Genomic DNA, 23,709 nt, shown 5'->3' on the forward strand with positions numbered 1-23,709 from the left:
CTCTAGAAAGGAGGTGATCCAGCCGCACCTTCCGATACGGCTACCTTGTTACGACTTCACCCCAGTCACGAATCCTACCGTGGTAAGCGCCCTCCTTGCGGTTAAGCTACCTACTTCTGGTAAAACCCGCTCCCATGGTGTGACGGGCGGTGTGTACAAGACCCGGGAACGTATTCACCGCGACATGCTGATCCGCGATTACTAGCGATTCCAACTTCATGCAGTCGAGTTGCAGACTACAATCCGGACTACGATACACTTTCTGCGATTAGCTCCCCCTCGCGGGTTGGCGGCGCTCTGTATGTACCATTGTATGACGTGTGAAGCCCTACCCATAAGGGCCATGAGGACTTGACGTCATCCCCACCTTCCTCCGGTTTGTCACCGGCAGTCTCATTAGAGTGCCCTTTCGTAGCAACTAATGACAAGGGTTGCGCTCGTTGCGGGACTTAACCCAACATCTCACGACACGAGCTGACGACAGCCATGCAGCACCTGTGTGATGGTTCTCTTTCGAGCACTCCCAAATCTCTCCGGGATTCCATCCATGTCAAGGGTAGGTAAGGTTTTTCGCGTTGCATCGAATTAATCCACATCATCCACCGCTTGTGCGGGTCCCCGTCAATTCCTTTGAGTTTTAATCTTGCGACCGTACTCCCCAGGCGGTCTACTTCACGCGTTAGCTGCGTTACCAAGTCAATTAAGACCCGACAACTAGTAGACATCGTTTAGGGCGTGGACTACCAGGGTATCTAATCCTGTTTGCTCCCCACGCTTTCGTGCATGAGCGTCAGTTTTGACCCAGGGGGCTGCCTTCGCCATCGGTGTTCCTCCACATATCTACGCATTTCACTGCTACACGTGGAATTCTACCCCCCTCTGCCAAACTCTAGCCTTGCAGTCTCCATTGCCATTCCCAGGTTGAGCCCGGGGATTTCACAACAGACTTACAAAACCGCCTGCGCACGCTTTACGCCCAGTAATTCCGATTAACGCTTGCACCCTACGTATTACCGCGGCTGCTGGCACGTAGTTAGCCGGTGCTTATTCTTCAGGTACCGTCATTAGATCTCTGTATTAGAAAGACCCGTTTCTTCCCTGACAAAAGAGCTTTACAACCCGAAGGCCTTCTTCACTCACGCGGCATTGCTGGATCAGGCTTGCGCCCATTGTCCAAAATTCCCCACTGCTGCCTCCCGTAGGAGTCTGGACCGTGTCTCAGTTCCAGTGTGGCTGGTCGTCCTCTCAGACCAGCTACTGATCGATGCCTTGGTAGGCTTTTACCCTACCAACTAGCTAATCAGATATCGGCCGCTCCAGGAGCATGAGGTCTTGCGATCCCCCACTTTCATCCTTAGATCGTATGCGGTATTAGCGTAACTTTCGCTACGTTATCCCCCACTCCAGGGTACGTTCCGATATATTACTCACCCGTTCGCCACTCGCCGCCAGGTTGCCCCGCGCTGCCGTTCGACTTGCATGTGTAAGGCATGCCGCCAGCGTTCAATCTGAGCCAGGATCAAACTCTTCAGTTTAATCTCTGTTACTTTTGCCGTTTTACCGGCTCTCTTATTGCTAAGAGGTCGCTCACTCAAAATACTGACAGGCCACTATTTTCATAGCGCCTATTTCATTACTTCTTGTGAACATTTGATATTTTAAGTATCGCGGAACCGAAGTCCCGCGTGCACTTTCATCAAACGTCCACACTTATCGACTGTTAATTTTTAAAGAACTTTGTTTGGTACTGCTTGCACGCTTGACAAATCGTTTTGTTTGCCAGCGAAGAAGGAAGAGTATGAAGCGTTTCGCTCATTTCGTCAACCCTCTTTTTTGCCCCGCTTCACTCTGCAACACCTTGTTTTGTGTGCACCGTTTTGCGAGGAGGCGAACTATAGCAAAGCGGCGCTGTACTGACAAGGTCTATTTGTTACTTTGCCCTGCGACGCACGGCAATATCACTCAAGTTAAAAAAAGAGTAATCTTGGCGCATCATAAATTTATGGAGTTCCCATGAATCTCCGCGTCGCGATACTCGCCCTGGCCGACAAGCACAACCTGTCGCCTGACGCCGGCCGGCAGCTCAGGCAACTTGCCGCACTGGACGCGCCGCCGCCATCGCTGCTGCGCTACTTGCCATTCGTCTTGGCCCTGCTGGCCGCAGTGCTGGTTGGACTCGGGATCGTATTCTGGGTAGCCGCCAACTGGGACGCGCTGCCGCGCACTTTCCGCTTCATCTTGATCGAGGCGATCGTGGTCTCTACACTGGTTGGCGCCTGGCGCTTCTCCGTGGCGAGGGTACCGCTCTCCTTGCTGGGCTTTATCGCTTGCGGTGGCCTGTTCGCCTACTTTGGCCAAACCTACCAAACCGGCGCCGATCCTTGGCAACTCTTCGCTCTATGGGCGGCGCTCACCCTGCCCCTGTGCCTGGGCGTGCGGCACGACGTGCTGTGGGTATCATGGGTGATCGTAGCCCTGACGGCGGTCCAGCTGTTTTTCCAGGCGCAGACCAACGGCTGGTGGTGGAGCTCCGGGATATCCCTCCAAAGCAGCCTGGGCTCATGGGTACCGGCCTTGATGCTGGCCCTCTTGTTCAGGTTCGCACCGCGCGCCTGGGTCGGCGTCGGAGAAGGGACCGGGACTGGCCCCTGGCCCGTGCGTTTAAGCATGATTTACGCGATCATCGGCCTGGTGGCAATGTCCGTGCGCAGCCTGTTTTACGTCGCAGGCAGTGGCTTCTATCCAATCTCGCTGCTTATCGTCGCGACCCTCGCCTTTGTCTTCAGCAGGCACAGGTTGTTTGATATTTTTGTGCTCAGCGCGCTCGGCCTCGGCGCCAACGTACTGGCCGTGTGTGGCTTGATACAACTGCTGGTCTGGGCACCTGGCGATGCGATCGGCTCGTTGCTGCTGATTGGATGCGTCTCCGCCGGCATGCTGGCCGGTACCGTCAAACTGATCGTCCACCTGGCGCGCGTGCAGACCGGGGAGCACATCTTATGAGCACGCGCTTACATGCGTTGATACAAGCCGCGACCGCCCGAGGCATCCTGCCTCCCGACACGGCCCCAAAGGAAACCGCACGGCCATGGCCAGTGATACTCATGACGGCGCTTGGCGCATGGCTGGCGGCCGTGCCGTTGCTGGGCGTTTTGTTCATGATCTTCGGCGACGCCCTGGACCGAGGCGTGCTCTGCTACGTATTTGGTGGCGTCTTCTTGTATAGCGCCGTTCACGTCTTACGATCCCGTACCGTATCGCCGTTTGTCGAGCAATTGGGTTTGCCGGTTCTGCTGGTCGGCGGCGCCCTGCTCGTGTACGGCTTGTTCCGCGACCTGCCCTATGTAGCGGCCGAAGCGTTGCTGCTCCTGGTCATCGTCGGTACGGCGTGGCTGGTTCCGCAGCACTGGTTGCGCGTGCTTCTGGGCGCGCTCGCCGCCACAGTCTTCGTCCTCTTGGGCGGCACATTGATTGCGCTGGTGCTGTGGCTCATCGTTACGTACGTCGCCGACACCCGCGCGCCGTCGGGCCAGAGTGCGCGCAAGATAATATTACTCGAAGCCATGTCCAACGGCTGGATCCTGCTAGCCCTGGCGGCATTGGTTTACGATTCCGGAGCGACATTCCTTTCCCCTGCTACGCTGGGGCATTTGCAGGACGCCAGCGAAGTGGTTGGGCAGCGAGATACGCTGGCCAAGGTGGTCTCAGCTCTGTTGGCAATCGCCGGCGCCGCTTGGCTCGGCCGCTGCTGGCCCGCGCTGCGCGCTGCGCGCTACACGGCGGCGGCCGCGATGCTGGCGTTGATGTCCTGGCTGATACCCGGTCTGGGCGCGGCCCTGCTGGCACTGTCGGCTTGCGTTGGCAGCGGCCGCTGGCGCCTGGCGGTTGCCAGCGCGATTGCGGCGTCGTGGATTGTCGGCACCTTCTACTACCAGCTGGACGTTTCCTTGGCCACCAAAGCCGCCATTCTGGCCGCCATGGGCGGGGCGTTTGGCGTGATCGCATGGTTGAGCTGGAACGCAGGCGCGCGCGACGCCCCCGCCACGTCGGCGCCCATGCCGTCCCCTGCCATCACGGCGGCGCAGCGCGCGGGCATCGCCGCGTCGCTGTTGTTGACCTTGGTGGTCTCCAATGGCGCAATCTGGCAAAAGGAAGCGCTAATCAGCAGCGGCAGGCCTGTATTTATCGAACTGGCGCCCGTCGATCCGCGTTCGCTGATGCAGGGCGACTATATGGCGCTCAATTTCCAGATGCCGGCCCTGGACAGGGAAGACATCGCGACATTACGGCGCGCCATGGTTATCGCAAAAGTCGACGGCCGGGGCGTGGCGGTGATGCAGGGTTTGGCCAGTAACAAGACGCTGGCGCAGGACGAAATCCTCGTCGAGCTGGTGCAGACGGGAAGCGGCCTGCGCCCCGCCACCAATGCCTGGTATTTCAAGGAGGGCGAAGCGCAGCGCTGGTCAAAAGCGAAGTACGGGGAATTCCGGGTTGATGACACGGGGCGGGCGCTGCTGGTCAATCTGCGTGGCCCTGCGCTGGAAAAGCTGTAACGCCGGCCACAATGAAAAAAGCCCCACCAGCGTTGCGCGCTCGGTGGGGCTTTTAAGTATAACTAGCTTGACGATAACCTACTTTCACACTGGTTGCAGCACTATCATCGGCGCAGAGTCGTTTCACGGTCCTGTTCGGGATGGGAAGGGGTGGGGCCGACTTGCTATGGTCATCAAGCATTGACCGGTACTACTGACGTCGCGTTTCCGCGCCGCTTAAAAATTGGGGATGAAAAGACCCCCATCTGCACCGAACGCGTTCTTGCGCATTCGGACGGATGGGGGTTTTTCTATATAACTAGCCTGACGATAACCTACTTTCACACTGGTTGCAGCACTATCATCGGCGCAGAGTTGTTTCACGGTCCTGTTCGGGATGGGAAGGGGTGGGACCAACTTGCTATGGTCATCAGGCATTGACTTGTACGAGCCGCGTTCTTGTGAACGTTGCTCAGAATCTGGAGAAGTAAGTAAATGGGGTAATGAAGTTGTGTATCAACGAACGCCTCAACGCACTTCTTATTCACCATAACCTGCTAAGGTTATAGGGACAAGCCGTACGGGCAATTAGTATCAGTTAGCTTAATGCATTACTGCACTTCCACACCTGACCTATCAACGTCCTGGTCTCGAACGACCCTTCAAAGAGCTCAAGGCTCTGGGAAATCTCATCTTAAGGCAAGTTTCCCGCTTAGATGCTTTCAGCGGTTATCTCTTCCAGACTTAGCTACCCGGCAATGCCACTGGCGTGACAACCGGTACACCAGAGGTCTGTCCACTCCGGTCCTCTCGTACTAGGAGCAGCCCCCTTCAAATTTCCAACGCCCACGGCAGATAGGGACCAAACTGTCTCACGACGTTTTAAACCCAGCTCACGTACCACTTTAAATGGCGAACAGCCATACCCTTGGGACCGGCTACAGCCCCAGGATGTGATGAGCCGACATCGAGGTGCCAAACTCCCCCGTCGATATGAACTCTTGGGAGGAATCAGCCTGTTATCCCCAGAGTACCTTTTATCCGTTGAGCGATGGCCCTTCCATACAGAACCACCGGATCACTATGTCCTACTTTCGTACCTGCTCGACTTGTCAGTCTCGCAGTTAAGCACGCTTATGCCATTGCACTATTAGCACGATGTCCGACCGTACCTAGCGTACCTTCGAACTCCTCCGTTACACTTTAGGAGGAGACCGCCCCAGTCAAACTGCCTACCATGCACTGTCCCCGACCCGGATAACGGGCCAAGGTTAGAACCTCAAATGAACCAGGGTGGTATTTCAAGGTTGGCTCCACGAGAACTGGCGTCCCCGCTTCAAAGCCTCCCACCTATCCTACACAGATTGATTCAAAGTCCAATGCAAAGCTACAGTAAAGGTTCATGGGGTCTTTCCGTCTAGCCGCGGGTAGATTGCATCATCACAAACACTTCAACTTCGCTGAGTCTCGGGAGGAGACAGTGTGGCCATCGTTACGCCATTCGTGCAGGTCGGAACTTACCCGACAAGGAATTTCGCTACCTTAGGACCGTTATAGTTACGGCCGCCGTTTACTGGGACTTCAATCAAGAGCTTGCACCCCATCATTTAATCTTCCAGCACCGGGCAGGCGTCACACCCTATACGTCCACTTTCGTGTTTGCAGAGTGCTGTGTTTTTATTAAACAGTCGCAGCCACCAGTTTATTGCAACCCGTTCGCCCTACTGAAGTAAATCAGCCAAGCTACAAGGGCGTACCTTTTCCCGAAGTTACGGTACCAATTTGCCGAGTTCCTTCTCCCGAGTTCTCTCAAGCGCCTTAGAATACTCATCTCGCCCACCTGTGTCGGTTTGCGGTACGGTCTCGTATGACTGAAGCTTAGAGGCTTTTCTTGGAACCACTTCCGATTGCTTCGAGACCTAAGTCTCTCGTCCCACTCCCTTGAATTACGCGCCCGGATTTGCCTAAGCGCCTTCTATGAAGCAGCAACCAACTATTCCAACAGTTGGACAACCTTCCGCGATCCGTCCCCCCATCGCATCATACGACGGTGCAGGAATATTAACCTGCTTCCCATCAGCTACGCATCTCTGCCTCGCCTTAGGGGCCGACTCACCCTGCTCCGATGAACGTTGAACAGGAAACCTTGGGCTTACGGCGTGGGGGCTTTTCACCCCCATTATCGCTACTCATGTCAGCATTCGCACTTCTGATACCTCCAGCATCCTTTACAAGACACCTTCGCAGGCTTACAGAACGCTCTCCTACCATATGCTTGCGCATATCCGCAGCTTCGGTGACTGGCTTAGCCCCGTTACATCTTCCGCGCAGGACGACTCGATCAGTGAGCTATTACGCTTTCTTTAAATGATGGCTGCTTCTAAGCCAACATCCTGACTGTTTTAGCCTTCCCACTTCGTTTTCCACTTAGCCAATCTTTGGGACCTTAGCTGGCGGTCTGGGTTGTTTCCCTCTTGACGCCGGACGTTAGCACCCGACGTCTGTCTCCCAAGCTCGCACTCATCGGTATTCGGAGTTTGCAATGGTTTGGTAAGTCGCGATGACCCCCTAGCCATAACAGTGCTCTACCCCCGATGGTGATACTTGAGGCACTACCTAAATAGTTTTCGGAGAGAACCAGCTATTTCCAAGTTTGTTTAGCCTTTCACCCCTACCCACAGCTCATCCCCTAATTTTTCAACATTAGTGGGTTCGGACCTCCAGTGCGTGTTACCGCACCTTCATCCTGGCCATGAGTAGATCACTTGGTTTCGGGTCTACACCCAGCGACTATCGCCCTGTTCGGACTCGATTTCTCTACGGCTTCCCTATATGGTTAACCTTGCCACTGAATGTAAGTCGCTGACCCATTATACAAAAGGTACGCAGTCACGGAACAAGTCCGCTCCTACTGTTTGTATGCACACGGTTTCAGGATCTATTTCACTCCCCTCCCGGGGTTCTTTTCGCCTTTCCCTCACGGTACTGGTTCACTATCGGTCGATTACGAGTATTTAGCCTTGGAGGATGGTCCCCCCATATTCAGACAGGATTTCTCGTGTCCCGCCCTACTTGTCGCACGCTTAGTTCCACACATCGCATTTCACATACGGGACTATCACCCGCTATGGTTCCTATTTCCAGAGGATTCTGTTATGCGTCATGCTAAAACGTGCAGGCTCTTCCCATTTCGCTCGCCACTACTTTGGGAATCTCGGTTGATTTATTTTCCTGCAGCTACTTAGATGTTTCAGTTCGCCGCGTTCGCTTTGCATACCTATGTATTCAGTATGCAATGACCTAAAAGGCCGGGTTTCCCCATTCGGAAATCTGCGGATCAAAGCTTGTTTGCTAGCTCCCCGCAGCTTATCGCAAGCTACTACGTCCTTCATCGCCTGTAATCGCCAAGGCATCCACCATGTGCACTTATTCACTTGTCCCTATAACGTTAGCCCCTTGCGACTAAACAAAGGAGCGGTTATAGAAATAAGAAGTACTACGTTGTTGCGTTTGTTGATACATACAATCATTACCCATCGCATCCACCTGTCGGTGTTTGCGATCAATAAAAATTTACTTACTTCTTCCAGATTGTTAAAGAACGTACAGCACTTGATCTCTAAAAGATCAAACATAAACATACGCGATGCGCGTTGCTTGCATTTGAACTTTTTGGTGGAGGATGACGGGATCGAACCGACGACCCCCTGCTTGCAAAGCAGGTGCTCTCCCAGCTGAGCTAATCCCCCATTGGGTAAGACTGGTAGGGCTGGTTGGACTCGAACCAACGACCCCCGCGTTATCAACACGGTGCTCTAACCAGCTGAGCTACAGCCCCAAATGCTGTTCTTTATATTGACAGTCGATAAGTGTGAACGCTTGATGAGTGAATCATTTACATGATTCGTGCCACTCTAGAAAGGAGGTGATCCAGCCGCACCTTCCGATACGGCTACCTTGTTACGACTTCACCCCAGTCACGAATCCTACCGTGGTAAGCGCCCTCCTTACGGTTAAGCTACCTACTTCTGGTAAAACCCGCTCCCATGGTGTGACGGGCGGTGTGTACAAGACCCGGGAACGTATTCACCGCGACATGCTGATCCGCGATTACTAGCGATTCCAACTTCATGCAGTCGAGTTGCAGACTACAATCCGGACTACGATACACTTTCTGCGATTAGCTCCCCCTCGCGGGTTGGCGGCGCTCTGTATGTACCATTGTATGACGTGTGAAGCCCTACCCATAAGGGCCATGAGGACTTGACGTCATCCCCACCTTCCTCCGGTTTGTCACCGGCAGTCTCATTAGAGTGCCCTTTCGTAGCAACTAATGACAAGGGTTGCGCTCGTTGCGGGACTTAACCCAACATCTCACGACACGAGCTGACGACAGCCATGCAGCACCTGTGTGATGGTTCTCTTTCGAGCACTCCCAAATCTCTCCGGGATTCCATCCATGTCAAGGGTAGGTAAGGTTTTTCGCGTTGCATCGAATTAATCCACATCATCCACCGCTTGTGCGGGTCCCCGTCAATTCCTTTGAGTTTTAATCTTGCGACCGTACTCCCCAGGCGGTCTACTTCACGCGTTAGCTGCGTTACCAAGTCAATTAAGACCCGACAACTAGTAGACATCGTTTAGGGCGTGGACTACCAGGGTATCTAATCCTGTTTGCTCCCCACGCTTTCGTGCATGAGCGTCAGTTTTGACCCAGGGGGCTGCCTTCGCCATCGGTGTTCCTCCACATATCTACGCATTTCACTGCTACACGTGGAATTCTACCCCCCTCTGCCAAACTCTAGCCTTGCAGTCTCCATTGCCATTCCCAGGTTGAGCCCGGGGATTTCACAACAGACTTACAAAACCGCCTGCGCACGCTTTACGCCCAGTAATTCCGATTAACGCTTGCACCCTACGTATTACCGCGGCTGCTGGCACGTAGTTAGCCGGTGCTTATTCTTCAGGTACCGTCATTAGGCCTCTTTATTAGAAAGACCCGTTTCTTCCCTGACAAAAGAGCTTTACAACCCGAAGGCCTTCTTCACTCACGCGGCATTGCTGGATCAGGCTTGCGCCCATTGTCCAAAATTCCCCACTGCTGCCTCCCGTAGGAGTCTGGACCGTGTCTCAGTTCCAGTGTGGCTGGTCGTCCTCTCAGACCAGCTACTGATCGATGCCTTGGTAGGCTTTTACCCTACCAACTAGCTAATCAGATATCGGCCGCTCCAGGAGCATGAGGTCTTGCGATCCCCCACTTTCATCCTTAGATCGTATGCGGTATTAGCGTAACTTTCGCTACGTTATCCCCCACTCCAGGGTACGTTCCGATATATTACTCACCCGTTCGCCACTCGCCGCCAGGTTGCCCCGCGCTGCCGTTCGACTTGCATGTGTAAGGCATGCCGCCAGCGTTCAATCTGAGCCAGGATCAAACTCTTCAGTTTAATCTCTGTTACTTTTGCCGTTTTACCGGCACTCTTATTGCTAAGAGGTCGCTCACTCAAAATACTGACAGGCCACTACTTTCGTAGCGCCTATTTCATTACTTCTTGTGAACATTTGATATTTTAAGTATCGCGGAACCGAGGTTCCGCGTGCACTTTCATCAAACGTCCACACTTATCGACTGTTAATTTTTAAAGAACGTGTATTCGGTGATACTGGTACTGCTTGCACGCTTGACAAATCGTTTTGTTCGTCAGCGCAGAAGAAAGAGTATGAAGCGTTTCGCTTATTTCGTCAACCCCTCAACCACTTCTTCTTTTCTCGTTTCACTCTGCATTTGCATGCGTCGTTCTGCGAGGGGGCGAACTATAGCAAAGCCGGGATTGAACTGACAAGGTTTATTTTTGCTTTAGCGCCGCGTGCGCATCGCGGGGTGCTACATTAAGGTCCAGAGCCGCTAACGGCCACCGGAGACCGAGACAAATGGAACGCCACACCGCGCCACATCTGAGCACGGCATGGGAAGACACCATGCCGCTGATTATTGAAACCTCGCACCGCCGCTCCCGGCAGTACGGACTGCGTCCGGACTCCGCCGCAGACCTAAGCCGCGTCCCCACCGTTGACCTCTCGCTGCTGCTCGAGCAGAACCGCCTGCTCCACACCCACGCGGTTCCTGCCATGGAAACGCTGTACCAGCAGATCGTCAACACCCACAACATGGTGATCCTGACCGACGCACATGGCGTGATCGTGCATTCCCTCGGCGACGACGACTTCCTGGAAAAGGCCAATCGCGTCGCGCTGCAGCCCGGCGCCGCCTGGTCCGAGCAAAGCAAGGGCACCAACGCCATCGGTACCGCAATTGCGGAACAGGCGCCGGTGCTGGTCCACGCGGAACAGCACTACCTGACCGCCAACCATTTCCTCACCTGCTCGGCAGCGCCGATCGCCGACCATCTGGGCAACGTCATCGGCGTGCTCGACGTGTCCGGCGACCAGCGCAGTTTTCACAAGCACACCATGGCGCTGGTGCGCATGTCCGCACTGATGATCGAGAACCAGCTGTTCTCCGCTACCTATGAAGACTCGATCACGCTGCACTTCCACGCGCGTCCGGAGTTCATCGGCACGTTGATGGAAGGGATTGCCTCCTTCAGCCCCGGCGGACGCTTCCTCGCCGCCAACCGCAACGGCCAGTTCCAGCTGGGCTTGTCGCCGGCGGAATTGCAGTCGCACACCTTCAGCTCGCTATTCGGCTTGCCGTTGTCGGCGCTGTACGAACACTACCGCACCGCGTCGCCTGGCCTGCTGAACCTGTGCATGCACAGCGGCGTGCGCGTGGCCGGCCGCGCCCAGCTTCGGCTGAGCAACGGTGTATTCCAGCAATCGCTGACGCACGACAAAACGGAACGCGCCGAGCGGCCCAGCGCCACCCAGGCTGCGGCGGCCAAACGCCGCCTGTCCGGCCTGCGCTACCTGCGCACCGGCGATCCCCAACTCGAGTTAGTGATCGACAAGGTCACGCGCGTGCTGGGCCACGACATTCCCATCATGATCATGGGCGAAACCGGCACCGGCAAGGAGTTGCTGGCCCAGGCGATCCATAACGATTCGCCGCGCGCGATGAGCCCTTTCGTGGCCGTCAACTGCGCGTCGATCCCGGAGACGCTGATCGAGTCGGAACTGTTCGGCTATGAGGATGGCGCCTTCACCGGCGCGCGCAAAAAAGGCGCGGTCGGCAAGATATTGCAGGCTAACGGCGGCACGCTGTTCCTCGACGAGATCGGCGACATGCCGTACAGCCTGCAGGCGAGGTTGCTGCGCGTACTACAGGAGCGCGTGGTCACCCCGCTCGGCAGCGACAAGTCGATACCGGTCAATGTGGAACTGATCTGCGCGACCAATCACAATCTGCGCGAACGCATCGCCAAAGGTTTGTTCCGCGAGGACTTGTATTACCGGCTGAACGGGCTGGTGGTCAAGCTGCCGCCGCTGCGTGATCGGACCGATCTGGAGAGCGTGGTCAAGAAGATTCTCGCGACCGAGGCGGAGAGTGGCCGCTATCGTGTTTCGGAGGAAATCCTTCGGCTGTTCCGGCGCCACCGCTGGCCGGGGAATTTTCGGCAGTTGACCAACCTGCTGCGCACGGCGGTGGTCATGGCCGGCGATGAACAGGAGATCTGCCTGCGCCATATGCCCGACGACTTTCTGGACGATATTGAAGAGGATGGCGAGCAGGCGCCACAGCAGCGCGGCAACGGCGCCGATGCCAACCTGGGAGAGATGGAGATTCACGCCATCAACAAGGCGTTGGCGGCGCACGGCGGCAATGTTTCCGCCGCCGCGCGCGCCCTTGGCATTTCGCGCAACACGATTTACCGTAAGGTGCCGAACCTCAAATAGCGCTACGCCTGTTGCTTCAACAGCGACACCTCCTCGTCGCTGAACAAGCGCGAGCGCGTCAGGAAGCGCTTGCCGGTGCCGTTGTCGAGCGAGAACATGCCGCCATTGCCGGCGACGACGTCGATGATCAGCTGCGTATGCTCCCAATAGGCGAACTGCTCGCACCCCATGTAAAACGGCGCGCCATCCAGTTCACCCAGAAACACGTCCGTATCGCTAATGTTGAACTCGCCCGCCTGGTAGCACATCGGCGTGCTGCCGTCGCAGCAGCCGCCGGACTGGAAGAACATGAGCGGCCCGTGCCGGTCGCGCAGCGCGGCGATCAGCTCGAGCGCCGCCGGCGTGGCCGTGACACGGGCGATGGCCGCGCCCATGGTCAGAAGAAGCCCAAGGCGTTGGGGCTATAGCTGACCAGCAAGTTCTTGGTTTGCTGATAGTGGTCCAGCATCATCTTGTGGTTCTCGCGGCCGATGCCGGATTGCTTGTAGCCACCGAACGCGGCATGTGCCGGATACAGGTGGTAGCAATTGGTCCAGACACGGCCGGCCTGGATCGCGCGGCCGACACGGAAGGCGCGCGAACCGTCGCGCGTCCACAGCCCCGCGCCCAGCCCGTACAGCGTGTCGTTGGCGATGCGCAGCGCGTCGGCCTCGTCCTTGAAGGTCGTGACCGACACCACCGGCCCGAAAATCTCCTCCTGGAAAATGCGCATCTTGTTGTCGCCCTTGAACACGGTCGGACGCACATAGTAGCCATCCTTCATGTCGCCGCCCTGCATGTTGCGCTCGCCGCCGGCCAGCAGCTCGGCGCCCTCCTGCTTGCCAATGTCGATGTACGACATGATTTTTTCCAACTGCTCCTGCGACGCCTGCGCGCCGAGCATGGTGGAGGCGTCGAGCGGATTGCCCTGCTTGATCGCGGCCACGCGGGCCAGCGCGCGCTCAATGAATTTCTCGTAGATCGATTCCTGGATCAGCACGCGCGACGGGCAGGTGCACACCTCGCCCTGGTTCAGCGCGAACATGGCGAACCCTTCCAGGCACTTGTCGAAGAAGGCGTCGTCGGCGTCCATCACATCGGCGAAGAAGATGTTCGGCGACTTGCCGCCCAGCTCCAGGGTCACCGGAATCAGGTTCTGCGCGGCGTACTGCATGATCAGGCGGCCGGTGCCGGTTTCACCGGTGAAAGCGATCTTGGCGATGCGCTTGTTCGACGCCAGCGGCTTGCCCGCTTCCAGCCCGAATCCGTTGACGATGTTCAACACGCCAGGCGGCAACAGATCGGCGATGATTTCCAGCAGCACCATGATCGACGCCGGCGTCTGCTCGGCCGGTTTCAACACCACGCAATTGCCGGCCGCCAACGCGGGCGCCAGCTTCCACACCGCCATCAGGATCGGGAAGTTCCACGGAATGATCTGGCCGACCACGCCGAGCGGCTCGTGGAAGTGGTAGGCGTAGGTTTCCGAATCGATCTGCGCCACCGAACCCTCCTGCGCGCGGATGCAGCCGGCGAAGTAACGGAAATGGTCGATAGCCAGCGGAATGTCGGCGGCGGTGGTCTCACGGATCGGCTTGCCGTTGTCAATGGTCTCGGCGGTGGCGATCAAGGCCAGGTTCGCCTCCATGCGGTCGGCGATCTTGTTCAGGATGTTGGCGCGCTCGGTCTGCGAGGTCTTGCCCCAGGCCTCCTTGGCGGCGTGCGCGGCGTCGAGCGCCAACTCGATGTCTTCAGCGGTCGAGCGCGCCACTTCGCAAAACACCTGGCCGGTGATCGGCGTGATGTTGCCGAAATATTCGCCCTTGACCGGCGCGACGAACTTGCCGCCGATGTAGTTGTCGTACCGTGGCTTGAATGGATTGGCTACGCCCAGTTTGCTGATGTCTGCGAGATTCATGTCGTCCTCTTTCTGCTGTGGTGATGTGGTGTGGTGACCATCTTTCTTTCGCAAACACCGTGCCAGCCGCCTCGACGGGGACGTCCGGGGATTTCCCCCTTTGCGCGCCTGTAAAAGTGTTCAGTTTTGACACACCGCTGGAGCAACCGCGACGCACTTTTTGCGTCGGGCAGGTATATTGCAGGCTGCCCACTCGGAGAAAACATGAAGCGTTCCCCAATTCAACTTAATGCCGTCGCCGCGCTGTTTGCGCTTGGTGCTTCCAGCCTGGCCACAGCCGCCGACAACGCGGACAATGCAGACGCGCCGGTCGAGGTCGTTGTTGTCAGCGCCACGCGCGTCGGCCACACCGTCTTCGACATGCCCGCCGCGATCGACGTCGTCGACGCCGCGCGCATCCATGAATCGCAGGCGCGGGTGAACGCTTCCGAGGCGCTGGCGGCGGTACCCGGCCTGGTGGCGCAGAACCGCCACAACTATGCGCAGGACTTGCAGATCTCATCGCGCGGCTTTGGCGCCCGATCGACCTTCGGCGTGCGCGGCGTGCGGCTGATCGCCGACGGCATTCCGGCCAGCATGCCCGATGGCCAAGGCCAAGCCGCCACCTTCAATCTCGACATGGCGGAACGCATCGAAGTATTGCGCGGTCCGTTCTCCGCCATTTACGGCAACCACTCCGGCGGCGTGATCCAGATGTTCACGCGCGACGGCGAAGGCGCGCCCACCATCGAAACCAATCTCACCGCCGGCAGCTACGGCACCCGCAAGGCCGACGTCAACGCGCAGGGCAAGCAAGCCGGTGTCGGCTACGTCCTCGACGCGTCCCGCTTCGAAACCGACGGCTACCGCGCGCACAGCGCCGCCACGCGCGACCAGGCGTTTGCCAAGCTGACCGTGGAGCCGATGGACAACGCCAAGCTGACCATCGTCGCCAACGCGCTGCGCCAGGACGACACGCAAGATCCCTTGGGCGTGACTTGGGCCACCTATCAGCGCGACCCGCGCGCGGGCGAAACCGACGCCACCGATACCCAAGTGCCGAAGCGCACGCTGGCCGACCGCTACAACACCCGCAAGAGCATCGACCACACGCAAGTGGGCGCGACATGGGAGCAGCGCTTCGGCGAGGATCGGCTGCGCGTGACGGCCTACGGCGGCAATCGCGAAGTCATCCAGTACCAGGCGTTTTCGCGCGGCTTCCAGGCGCCGCCGACGCACTCGGGCGGCGTGGTGAATTTCGACCGCGACTTCTACGGCACCGACCTGAGCTGGATGCACGTCAGCCAGCTGGCGGGCGGCAAGTTGAGTACGACGGTTGGCGTGGAATACGGCCGCTCCACCGATGGCCGCGAGGGCTACGAGAACTTCATCGGCGCCCAGCTGGGCGTGAAGGGCGCGCTGCGCCGCGACGAGCAGGACAAGGTCTCCAATCTCGATCCGTATGTGCAGGCCGAATGGCAATCAGGTCCCTGGATGCTGAGCGCGGGCCTGCGCCGCAGCACCGTGAAGATTTCCGTGGACGACCGCTTCCTGAGCAATGGCAACGACAGCGGCAGCCTGGAGTACAGCCACACCACGCCCGTGCTGGGCGTGCTGTACCGCGTGTCGCCGATGCTCAACGTCTACGCCAGCGCCGCGCGCGGTTTCGAAACGCCGACGCTCAACGAACTGTTCTACTCGGGCACCGGCGGCGGCTTCAACTTCGGCCTGCAGCCGGCCAAGAGCACGCATCTGGAAGCGGGCATCAAGAGCAAGCTGGACGAGCGCACCAGCATTAACGCCGCCGTATTCCAGGTCCGCACGACGGATGAGGTGGTGGTCGACAGCAGCGGCGGCGGCCGCACCAGCTATCGCAACGCCAGCAAGACCTTGCGGCAGGGTTTGGAAGTATCGCTCGACTCGGCGTGGCGCCACGGTTTGAGCACGCGTGTCGCGCTGACCAGCCTGCGCGCGATCTACGATCAGAGCTACGGCGCGGTGCTGGAAGGTAGCCGCCTGCCCGGCGTGCCAAACGCCAACGCCTACGCGGAAGTGGCGTGGAAGGATGCCGGCGACCGTTATGGCGCCGGCCTGGAAGCGATCGCCAGCAGCAAGATCTATGCGGACGATGGGAATGTGGACCAGCCGGCGCCAGGCTACGGCATATTGAATGCGCGGGTCAGCGCCAAGCAGCAGTGGCGAGGCTGGCGCTTCAAACAATTCGTGCGGCTGAATAACCTGCTGGATAAAAACTACGTCGGCTCGGTGATCGTCGGCGACACCAACAAGCGCTATTATGAAGCGGCCCCGCAACGCAACTGGTTGGTCGGCGCAAGCGCGCAATACCAATTCTAACGACAGGAAAATTCAAAAACCACGGAGACACGTAGGGCGGATTAGGCAACGCCGTAATCCGCCATGCATGCTCCGCCCGCGACGTCCGAAAATTACGCGGCCTTCTCCACCAACTTATCCAGCAACCGCTCCCGATTGTTCAACACAAAATCGACAAACACCGGCTCCTTCACCGCCAGCCTCACCAACCCCGGCAGCATCAAATAACAATACCCCGCAACCTTGCGCACCGCCTCATCATTGCGCAGCGCCGCCTGCGTGATCGATCCCGAGCCCCCGCCCAACATGGGCATGATGGTCGCGCGGTGCTTATCCAATATCGCTGAAACCGGTCCGGTCAATTTTTCGGCCATTCTGTTGTGCTCGCTGGTATCGCTCATGTCAACGCTCCTGCAAAGTTGTGGAATCAGGATAGTGACCCGCTGACGCAAACGGGTTATGTGTTTGCGCAAGCGAGCCCGAAATGCGCTAAGGTGAACGCCTCATATAGGAATATCCCCATGAACCAGCAAGTAGCCCAGACGTTTGACGCGATCGTTGTCGGCAGCGGACCCGGCGGCGCCAGCGTCGCGCGAGAACTGGCGCGCAGGCAATTGCGCGTACTGATACTGGAACAGGGAAGCGCTGCGCCGCTGCAAGGGACACTGTCGCAAATGGCGGGCATCGCCGCCGTTCCCGGTAAAGGCGCTTTCATCCATCGCGACGCTTCGCTGCTGGTCAGCGGTATCGCGGCCGGCGGCACCACCACCATCAATTTCGCCACTGCCGCGCCGCCTCCGTTGTCCATGTTCGCCGCCCACGGCATCGATCTGGCGCCGGCGCTGGAATCGCTACGCGCGGAGTTGCCAATGGCACCACTGCCGGACGAGTTGATCGGCCCGATGGCCAAACGCATTCAGCAAGGCGCCCTGGCGCGCAAGCTGGGGTGGCGCAAGCTCGATAAACTAATTCGTCCACAATCTTGCCGCACCGGTTGCTGGCGTTGCGTCTATGGTTGCCCGTTCGGCGCCAAGTGGACAGCGCGCGATTTCATCGACGAGGCCGTCCAGCTCGGCGCGGTCCTGCTCGACGAAGCCAAAGTGGAACAAGTGATTGTGGAGAAAGGCCGTGCCGTCGGCGTGCGATATCGGCGCGGTGGTGAAATACACCAGGCATTTGGCGCGAACGTGGTGTTGGCCGCAGGCGGCATCGGTAGTCCGCGTCTGCTGCATCGCTCTGGCCTGCATGCGGAAAGCAGCGCTTTCTTCAGCGATCCGGTGATCGCGGTCATGGGTGTCGTGGATGATATCGACGGCGGCGCCGAAGTGCCGATGGCGGCCGGGATGTATTTGCACGAGGAAGGGATCGCGCTGGCGGATATGACTTTGCCGAAGCCGATGTATCAGGCGTTCGCGGCGCAGGTCGGGCGGCTCGACCGGTTGATGTCGCATGCGCGAACGCTGACTTTGATGGTGAAGATACGCGACGATATTGGAGGGGGTGTCGGGCCGCGATGGGTGGATAAGACGCTGACCGCAGGGGATCGGGCGAAGTTGGCGTCCGGGGTTGGCATGGCGCGCGAGATTCTGCGGGCGGCCGGGGCGAAGAAGATCTTTAAAAGCTGGCATTTCGCAGCGCATCCCGGAGGGAGTTTGCGTATAGGCGATGTGGTGGACGGTAATTTGCAAACGACTACGCGGAATCTGTTTGTTTGTGATGCGTCCGTGATTCCCGGGCCTTGGGGATTGCCGCCGACGTTGACGTTGCTTTGCCTTGGGAAGCGGTTGGGGACGAGTTTATAAACGCAAAAAACCCCCACCTGCACTAAACGCGATCTTGAGCGCGTTTAGGCGGATGGGGGTTTTTCTATATAACTAGCCTGACGATAACCTACTTTCACACTGGTTGCAGCACTATCATCGGCGCAGAGTTGTTTCACGGTCCTGTTCGGGATGGGAAGGGGTGGGACCAACTTGCTATGGTCATCAGGCATTGACTTGTACGAGCCGCGTTCTTGTGAACGTTGCTCAGAATCTGGAGAAGTAAGTAAATGGGGTAATGAAGTTGTGTATCAACGAACGCCTCAACGCACTTCTCATTCACCACAACCTGCTAAGGTTATAGGGACAAGCCGTACGGGCAATTAGTATCAGTTAGCTTAATGCATTACTGCACTTCCACACCTGACCTATCAACGTCCTGGTCTCGAACGACCCTTCAAAGAGCTCAAGGCTCTGGGAAATCTCATCTTAAGGCAAGTTTCCCGCTTAGATGCTTTCAGCGGTTATCTCTTCCAGACTTAGCTACCCGGCAATGCCACTGGCGTGACAACCGGTACACCAGAGGTCTGTCCACTCCGGTCCTCTCGTACTAGGAGCAGCCCCCTTCAAATTTCCAACGCCCACGGCAGATAGGGACCAAACTGTCTCACGACGTTTTAAACCCAGCTCACGTACCACTTTAAATGGCGAACAGCCATACCCTTGGGACCGGCTACAGCCCCAGGATGTGATGAGCCGACATCGAGGTGCCAAACTCCCCCGTCGATATGAACTCTTGGGAGGAATCAGCCTGTTATCCCCAGAGTACCTTTTATCCGTTGAGCGATGGCCCTTCCATACAGAACCACCGGATCACTATGTCCTACTTTCGTACCTGCTCGACTTGTCAGTCTCGCAGTTAAGCACGCTTATGCCATTGCACTATTAGCACGATGTCCGACCGTACCTAGCGTACCTTCGAACTCCTCCGTTACACTTTAGGAGGAGACCGCCCCAGTCAAACTGCCTACCATGCACTGTCCCCGACCCGGATAACGGGCCAAGGTTAGAACCTCAAATGAACCAGGGTGGTATTTCAAGGTTGGCTCCACGAGAACTGGCGTCCCCGCTTCAAAGCCTCCCACCTATCCTACACAGATTGATTCAAAGTCCAATGCAAAGCTACAGTAAAGGTTCATGGGGTCTTTCCGTCTAGCCGCGGGTAGATTGCATCATCACAAACACTTCAACTTCGCTGAGTCTCGGGAGGAGACAGTGTGGCCATCGTTACGCCATTCGTGCAGGTCGGAACTTACCCGACAAGGAATTTCGCTACCTTAGGACCGTTATAGTTACGGCCGCCGTTTACTGGGACTTCAATCAAGAGCTTGCACCCCATCATTTAATCTTCCAGCACCGGGCAGGCGTCACACCCTATACGTCCACTTTCGTGTTTGCAGAGTGCTGTGTTTTTATTAAACAGTCGCAGCCACCAGTTTATTGCAACCCGTTCACCCTACTGAAGTAAATCAGCCAAGCTACAAGGGCGTACCTTTTCCCGAAGTTACGGTACCAATTTGCCGAGTTCCTTCTCCCGAGTTCTCTCAAGCGCCTTAGAATACTCATCTCGCCCACCTGTGTCGGTTTGCGGTACGGTCTCGTATGACTGAAGCTTAGAGGCTTTTCTTGGAACCACTTCCGATTGCTTCGAGACCTAAGTCTCTCGTCCCACTCCCTTGAATTACGCGCCCGGATTTGCCTAAGCGCCTTCTATGAAGCAGCAACCAACTATTCCAACAGTTGGACAACCTTCCGCGATCCGTCCCCCCATCGCATCATACGACGGTGCAGGAATATTAACCTGCTTCCCATCAGCTACGCATCTCTGCCTCGCCTTAGGGGCCGACTCACCCTGCTCCGATGAACGTTGAACAGGAAACCTTGGGCTTACGGCGTGGGGGCTTTTCACCCCCATTATCGCTACTCATGTCAGCATTCGCACTTCTGATACCTCCAGCATCCTTTACAAGACACCTTCGCAGGCTTACAGAACGCTCTCCTACCATATGCTTGCGCATATCCGCAGCTTCGGTGACTGGCTTAGCCCCGTTACATCTTCCGCGCAGGACGACTCGATCAGTGAGCTATTACGCTTTCTTTAAATGATGGCTGCTTCTAAGCCAACATCCTGACTGTTTTAGCCTTCCCACTTCGTTTTCCACTTAGCCAATCTTTGGGACCTTAGCTGGCGGTCTGGGTTGTTTCCCTCTTGACGCCGGACGTTAGCACCCGACGTCTGTCTCCCAAGCTCGCACTCATCGGTATTCGGAGTTTGCAATGGTTTGGTAAGTCGCGATGACCCCCTAGCCATAACAGTGCTCTACCCCCGATGGTGATACTTGAGGCACTACCTAAATAGTTTTCGGAGAGAACCAGCTATTTCCAAGTTTGTTTAGCCTTTCACCCCTACCCACAGCTCATCCCCTAATTTTTCAACATTAGTGGGTTCGGACCTCCAGTGCGTGTTACCGCACCTTCATCCTGGCCATGAGTAGATCACTTGGTTTCGGGTCTACACCCAGCGACTATCGCCCTGTTCGGACTCGATTTCTCTACGGCTTCCCTATATGGTTAACCTTGCCACTGAATGTAAGTCGCTGACCCATTATACAAAAGGTACGCAGTCACGGAACAAGTCCGCTCCTACTGTTTGTATGCACACGGTTTCAGGATCTATTTCACTCCCCTCCCGGGGTTCTTTTCGCCTTTCCCTCACGGTACTGGTTCACTATCGGTCGATTACGAGTATTTAGCCTTGGAGGATGGTCCCCCCATATTCAGACAGGATTTCTCGTGTCCCGCCCTACTTGTCGCACGCTTAGTTCCACACATCGCATTTCACATACGGGGCTATCACCCGCTATGGCTCCTATTTCCAGAGGATTCTGTTATGCGTCATGCTAAAACGTGCAGGCTCTTCCCATTTCGCTCGCCACTACTTTGGGAATCTCGGTTGATTTATTTTCCTGCAGCTACTTAGATGTTTCAGTTCGCCGCGTTCGCTTTGCATACCTATGTATTCAGTATGCAATGACCTAAAAGGCCGGGTTTCCCCATTCGGAAATCTGCGGATCAAAGCTTGTTTGCTAGCTCCCCGCAGCTTATCGCAAGCTACTACGTCCTTCATCGCCTGTAATCGCCAAGGCATCCACCATGTGCACTTATTCACTTGTCCCTATAACGTTAGCCCCTGCGACTAAACAAGGAGCGTTTATAGGAATAAGAAGTACTACGTTGTTGCGTTTGTTGATACATACAATCATTACCCATCGCGCCACCTGTCGGTGTCGCGATCAATAAAAATTTACTTACTTCTTCCAGATTGTTAAAGAACGTACAGCACTTGATCTCTAAAAGACCAAATCTAAACACACGCGATTGGCGTTGCTTACATTTGAACTTTTTGGTGGAGGATGACGGGATCGAACCGACGACCCCCTGCTTGCAAAGCAGGTGCTCTCCCAGCTGAGCTAATCCCCCTGAGATGTACTACAGGCAGAAACTGGTAGGGCTGGTTGGACTCGAACCAACGACCCCCGCGTTATCAACACGGTGCTCTAACCAGCTGAGCTACAGCCCCAAATGCTGTTCTTTATATTGACAGTCGATAAGTGTGAACGCTTGATGAGTGAACCGTTTAACGGGTTCGTGCCACTCTAGAAAGGAGGTGATCCAGCCGCACCTTCCGATACGGCTACCTTGTTACGACTTCACCCCAGTCACGAATCCTACCGTGGTAAGCGCCCTCCTTGCGGTTAAGCTACCTACTTCTGGTAAAACCCGCTCCCATGGTGTGACGGGCGGTGTGTACAAGACCCGGGAACGTATTCACCGCGACATGCTGATCCGCGATTACTAGCGATTCCAACTTCATGCAGTCGAGTTGCAGACTACAATCCGGACTACGATACACTTTCTGCGATTAGCTCCCCCTCGCGGGTTGGCGGCGCTCTGTATGTACCATTGTATGACGTGTGAAGCCCTACCCATAAGGGCCATGAGGACTTGACGTCATCCCCACCTTCCTCCGGTTTGTCACCGGCAGTCTCATTAGAGTGCCCTTTCGTAGCAACTAATGACAAGGGTTGCGCTCGTTGCGGGACTTAACCCAACATCTCACGACACGAGCTGACGACAGCCATGCAGCACCTGTGTGATGGTTCTCTTTCGAGCACTCCCAAATCTCTCCGGGATTCCATCCATGTCAAGGGTAGGTAAGGTTTTTCGCGTTGCATCGAATTAATCCACATCATCCACCGCTTGTGCGGGTCCCCGTCAATTCCTTTGAGTTTTAATCTTGCGACCGTACTCCCCAGGCGGTCTACTTCACGCGTTAGCTGCGTTACCAAGTCAATTAAGACCCGACAACTAGTAGACATCGTTTAGGGCGTGGACTACCAGGGTATCTAATCCTGTTTGCTCCCCACGCTTTCGTGCATGAGCGTCAGTTTTGACCCAGGGGGCTGCCTTCGCCATCGGTGTTCCTCCACATATCTACGCATTTCACTGCTACACGTGGAATTCTACCCCCCTCTGCCAAACTCTAGCCTTGCAGTCTCCATTGCCATTCCCAGGTTGAGCCCGGGGATTTCACAACAGACTTACAAAACCGCCTGCGCACGCTTTACGCCCAGTAATTCCGATTAACGCTTGCACCCTACGTATTACCGCGGCTGCTGGCACGTAGTTAGCCGGTGCTTATTCTTCAGGTACCGTCATTAGACCCCTGTATTAGAAAGGTCCGTTTCTTCCCTGACAAAAGAGCTTTACAACCCGAAGGCCTTCTTCACTCACGCGGCATTGCTGGATCAGGCTTGCGCCCATTGTCCAAAATTCCCCACTGCTGCCTCCCGTAGGAGTCTGGACCGTGTCTCAGTTCCAGTGTGGCTGGTCGTCCTCTCAGACCAGCTACTGATCGATGCCTTGGTAGGCTTTTACCCTACCAACTAGCTAATCAGATATCGGCCGCTCCAGGAGCATGAGGTCTTGCGATCCCCCACTTTCATCCTTAGATCGTATGCGGTATTAGCGTAACTTTCGCTACGTTATCCCCCACTCCAGGGTACGTTCCGATATATTACTCACCCGTTCGCCACTCGCCGCCAGGTTGCCCCGCGCTGCCGTTCGACTTGCATGTGTAAGGCATGCCGCCAGCGTTCAATCTGAGCCAGGATCAAACTCTTCAGTTTAATCTCTGTTACTTTTGCCGTTTTACCGGCACTCTTATTACTAAGAGGTCGCTCACTCAAAATACTGACAGGCCACTACTTTCGTAGCGCCTATTTCATTACTT

General features: G+C 56.4%; 8 protein-coding genes, 4 tRNA genes and 8 rRNA genes. 5 read left to right on the plus strand and 15 right to left on the minus strand.

Annotated elements, in window-relative coordinates; genetic code table 11:
- Window positions 1–6: 6 nt before the first annotated feature.
- Window positions 7–1,535 (minus strand): 16S ribosomal RNA (locus tag NHH73_29785).
- 478 nt (window positions 1,536–2,013) lie between these two features.
- On the opposite strand from NHH73_29785, the gene NHH73_29790 reads away from it, so the two are divergent.
- Both NHH73_29790 and NHH73_29795 read left to right on the plus strand, forming a co-directional pair.
- Window positions 2,014–3,003 (plus strand): DUF2157 domain-containing protein, encoded by a 990-nt coding sequence (locus tag NHH73_29790; protein ID USX26687.1) that lies wholly within the window; start codon window positions 2,014–2,016, stop codon window positions 3,001–3,003.
- A gap of 101 nt (window positions 3,004–3,104) precedes the next feature.
- Window positions 3,105–4,553 (plus strand): GDYXXLXY domain-containing protein, encoded by a 1,449-nt coding sequence (locus NHH73_29795; protein USX26688.1) that lies wholly within the window; start codon window positions 3,105–3,107, stop codon window positions 4,551–4,553.
- A 65-nt stretch (window positions 4,554–4,618) separates the two neighbouring features.
- On the opposite strand, the gene rrf (NHH73_29800) is transcribed toward NHH73_29795, so the two are convergent.
- The 6 genes from rrf (NHH73_29800) to NHH73_29825 all read right to left on the minus strand — a co-directional run bounded on the left by rrf (NHH73_29800) (window position 4,619) and on the right by NHH73_29825 (window position 9,979).
- Window positions 4,619–4,731: ribosomal RNA gene (rrf, locus tag NHH73_29800) — 5S ribosomal RNA — on the minus strand.
- A gap of 123 nt (window positions 4,732–4,854) precedes the next feature.
- Window positions 4,855–4,967 (minus strand): 5S ribosomal RNA (rrf, locus tag NHH73_29805).
- A 132-nt stretch (window positions 4,968–5,099) separates the two neighbouring features.
- Window positions 5,100–7,972, minus strand: a 23S ribosomal RNA gene (locus NHH73_29810).
- Between the two features lie 233 nt (window positions 7,973–8,205).
- Window positions 8,206–8,281 (minus strand) — tRNA-Ala (locus NHH73_29815).
- A 12-nt stretch (window positions 8,282–8,293) separates the two neighbouring features.
- Window positions 8,294–8,370: transfer RNA gene (locus tag NHH73_29820), tRNA-Ile, on the minus strand.
- Between the two features lie 80 nt (window positions 8,371–8,450).
- Window positions 8,451–9,979 (minus strand): 16S ribosomal RNA (locus NHH73_29825).
- The 16S, 23S and 5S rRNA genes sit together here with 2 tRNA genes alongside, the layout of an rRNA operon.
- 484 nt (window positions 9,980–10,463) lie before the next feature.
- Between NHH73_29825 and NHH73_29830 the strand changes: the two genes are divergently transcribed.
- A complete protein-coding gene (locus NHH73_29830) occupies window positions 10,464–12,386 on the plus strand; it encodes a sigma-54-dependent Fis family transcriptional regulator (protein ID USX26689.1) in 1,923 nt (640 codons plus the stop codon).
- A 2-nt stretch (window positions 12,387–12,388) separates the two neighbouring features.
- Here NHH73_29830 and NHH73_29835 read toward each other — a convergent pair whose 3' ends face one another.
- Together NHH73_29835 and NHH73_29840 are read right to left on the minus strand one after the other, a co-directional pair.
- Window positions 12,389–12,760: a DUF779 domain-containing protein gene (locus NHH73_29835; protein ID USX26690.1), complete on the minus strand. Its 372-nt coding sequence runs from the start codon at window positions 12,758–12,760 to the stop codon at window positions 12,389–12,391.
- 2 nt (window positions 12,761–12,762) lie between these two features.
- Window positions 12,763–14,283, minus strand: a complete 1,521-nt coding sequence (locus NHH73_29840; protein USX26691.1) for an aldehyde dehydrogenase family protein — start codon at window positions 14,281–14,283, stop codon at window positions 12,763–12,765.
- Between the two features lie 204 nt (window positions 14,284–14,487).
- On the opposite strand from NHH73_29840, the gene NHH73_29845 reads away from it, so the two are divergent.
- A complete protein-coding gene (locus NHH73_29845; GenBank protein ID USX26692.1) occupies window positions 14,488–16,617 on the plus strand; it encodes a TonB-dependent receptor in 2,130 nt (709 codons plus the stop codon).
- A 92-nt stretch (window positions 16,618–16,709) separates the two neighbouring features.
- Here NHH73_29845 and NHH73_29850 read toward each other — a convergent pair whose 3' ends face one another.
- Entirely contained in the window at window positions 16,710–16,997 is a 288-nt protein-coding gene (locus tag NHH73_29850) for a hypothetical protein (GenBank protein USX26693.1), read from the minus strand.
- A 120-nt stretch (window positions 16,998–17,117) separates the two neighbouring features.
- Between NHH73_29850 and NHH73_29855 the strand changes: the two genes are divergently transcribed.
- Window positions 17,118–18,398 carry an FAD-dependent oxidoreductase gene (locus NHH73_29855; protein ID USX26694.1) on the plus strand — a complete coding sequence of 427 codons (1,281 nt, stop codon included), beginning with the start codon at window positions 17,118–17,120 and terminating at the stop codon, window positions 18,396–18,398.
- Window positions 18,399–18,473: 75 nt separating this feature from the next.
- On the opposite strand, the gene rrf (NHH73_29860) is transcribed toward NHH73_29855, so the two are convergent.
- The 5 genes from rrf (NHH73_29860) to NHH73_29880 form a co-directional block, all read right to left on the minus strand.
- Window positions 18,474–18,586 (minus strand): 5S ribosomal RNA (gene rrf / locus NHH73_29860).
- 132 nt (window positions 18,587–18,718) lie between these two features.
- Window positions 18,719–21,591, minus strand: a 23S ribosomal RNA gene (locus NHH73_29865).
- A gap of 229 nt (window positions 21,592–21,820) precedes the next feature.
- A tRNA-Ala gene (locus tag NHH73_29870) sits at window positions 21,821–21,896 on the minus strand.
- 23 nt (window positions 21,897–21,919) lie between these two features.
- Window positions 21,920–21,996: transfer RNA gene (locus tag NHH73_29875), tRNA-Ile, on the minus strand.
- A gap of 80 nt (window positions 21,997–22,076) precedes the next feature.
- Window positions 22,077–23,605: ribosomal RNA gene (locus tag NHH73_29880) — 16S ribosomal RNA — on the minus strand.
- Window positions 23,606–23,709 lie beyond the last annotated feature (104 nt).

Source organism: Oxalobacteraceae bacterium OTU3CINTB1 (genome assembly GCA_024123955.1).
GTDB lineage: Bacteria > Pseudomonadota > Gammaproteobacteria > Burkholderiales > Burkholderiaceae_D > Rugamonas.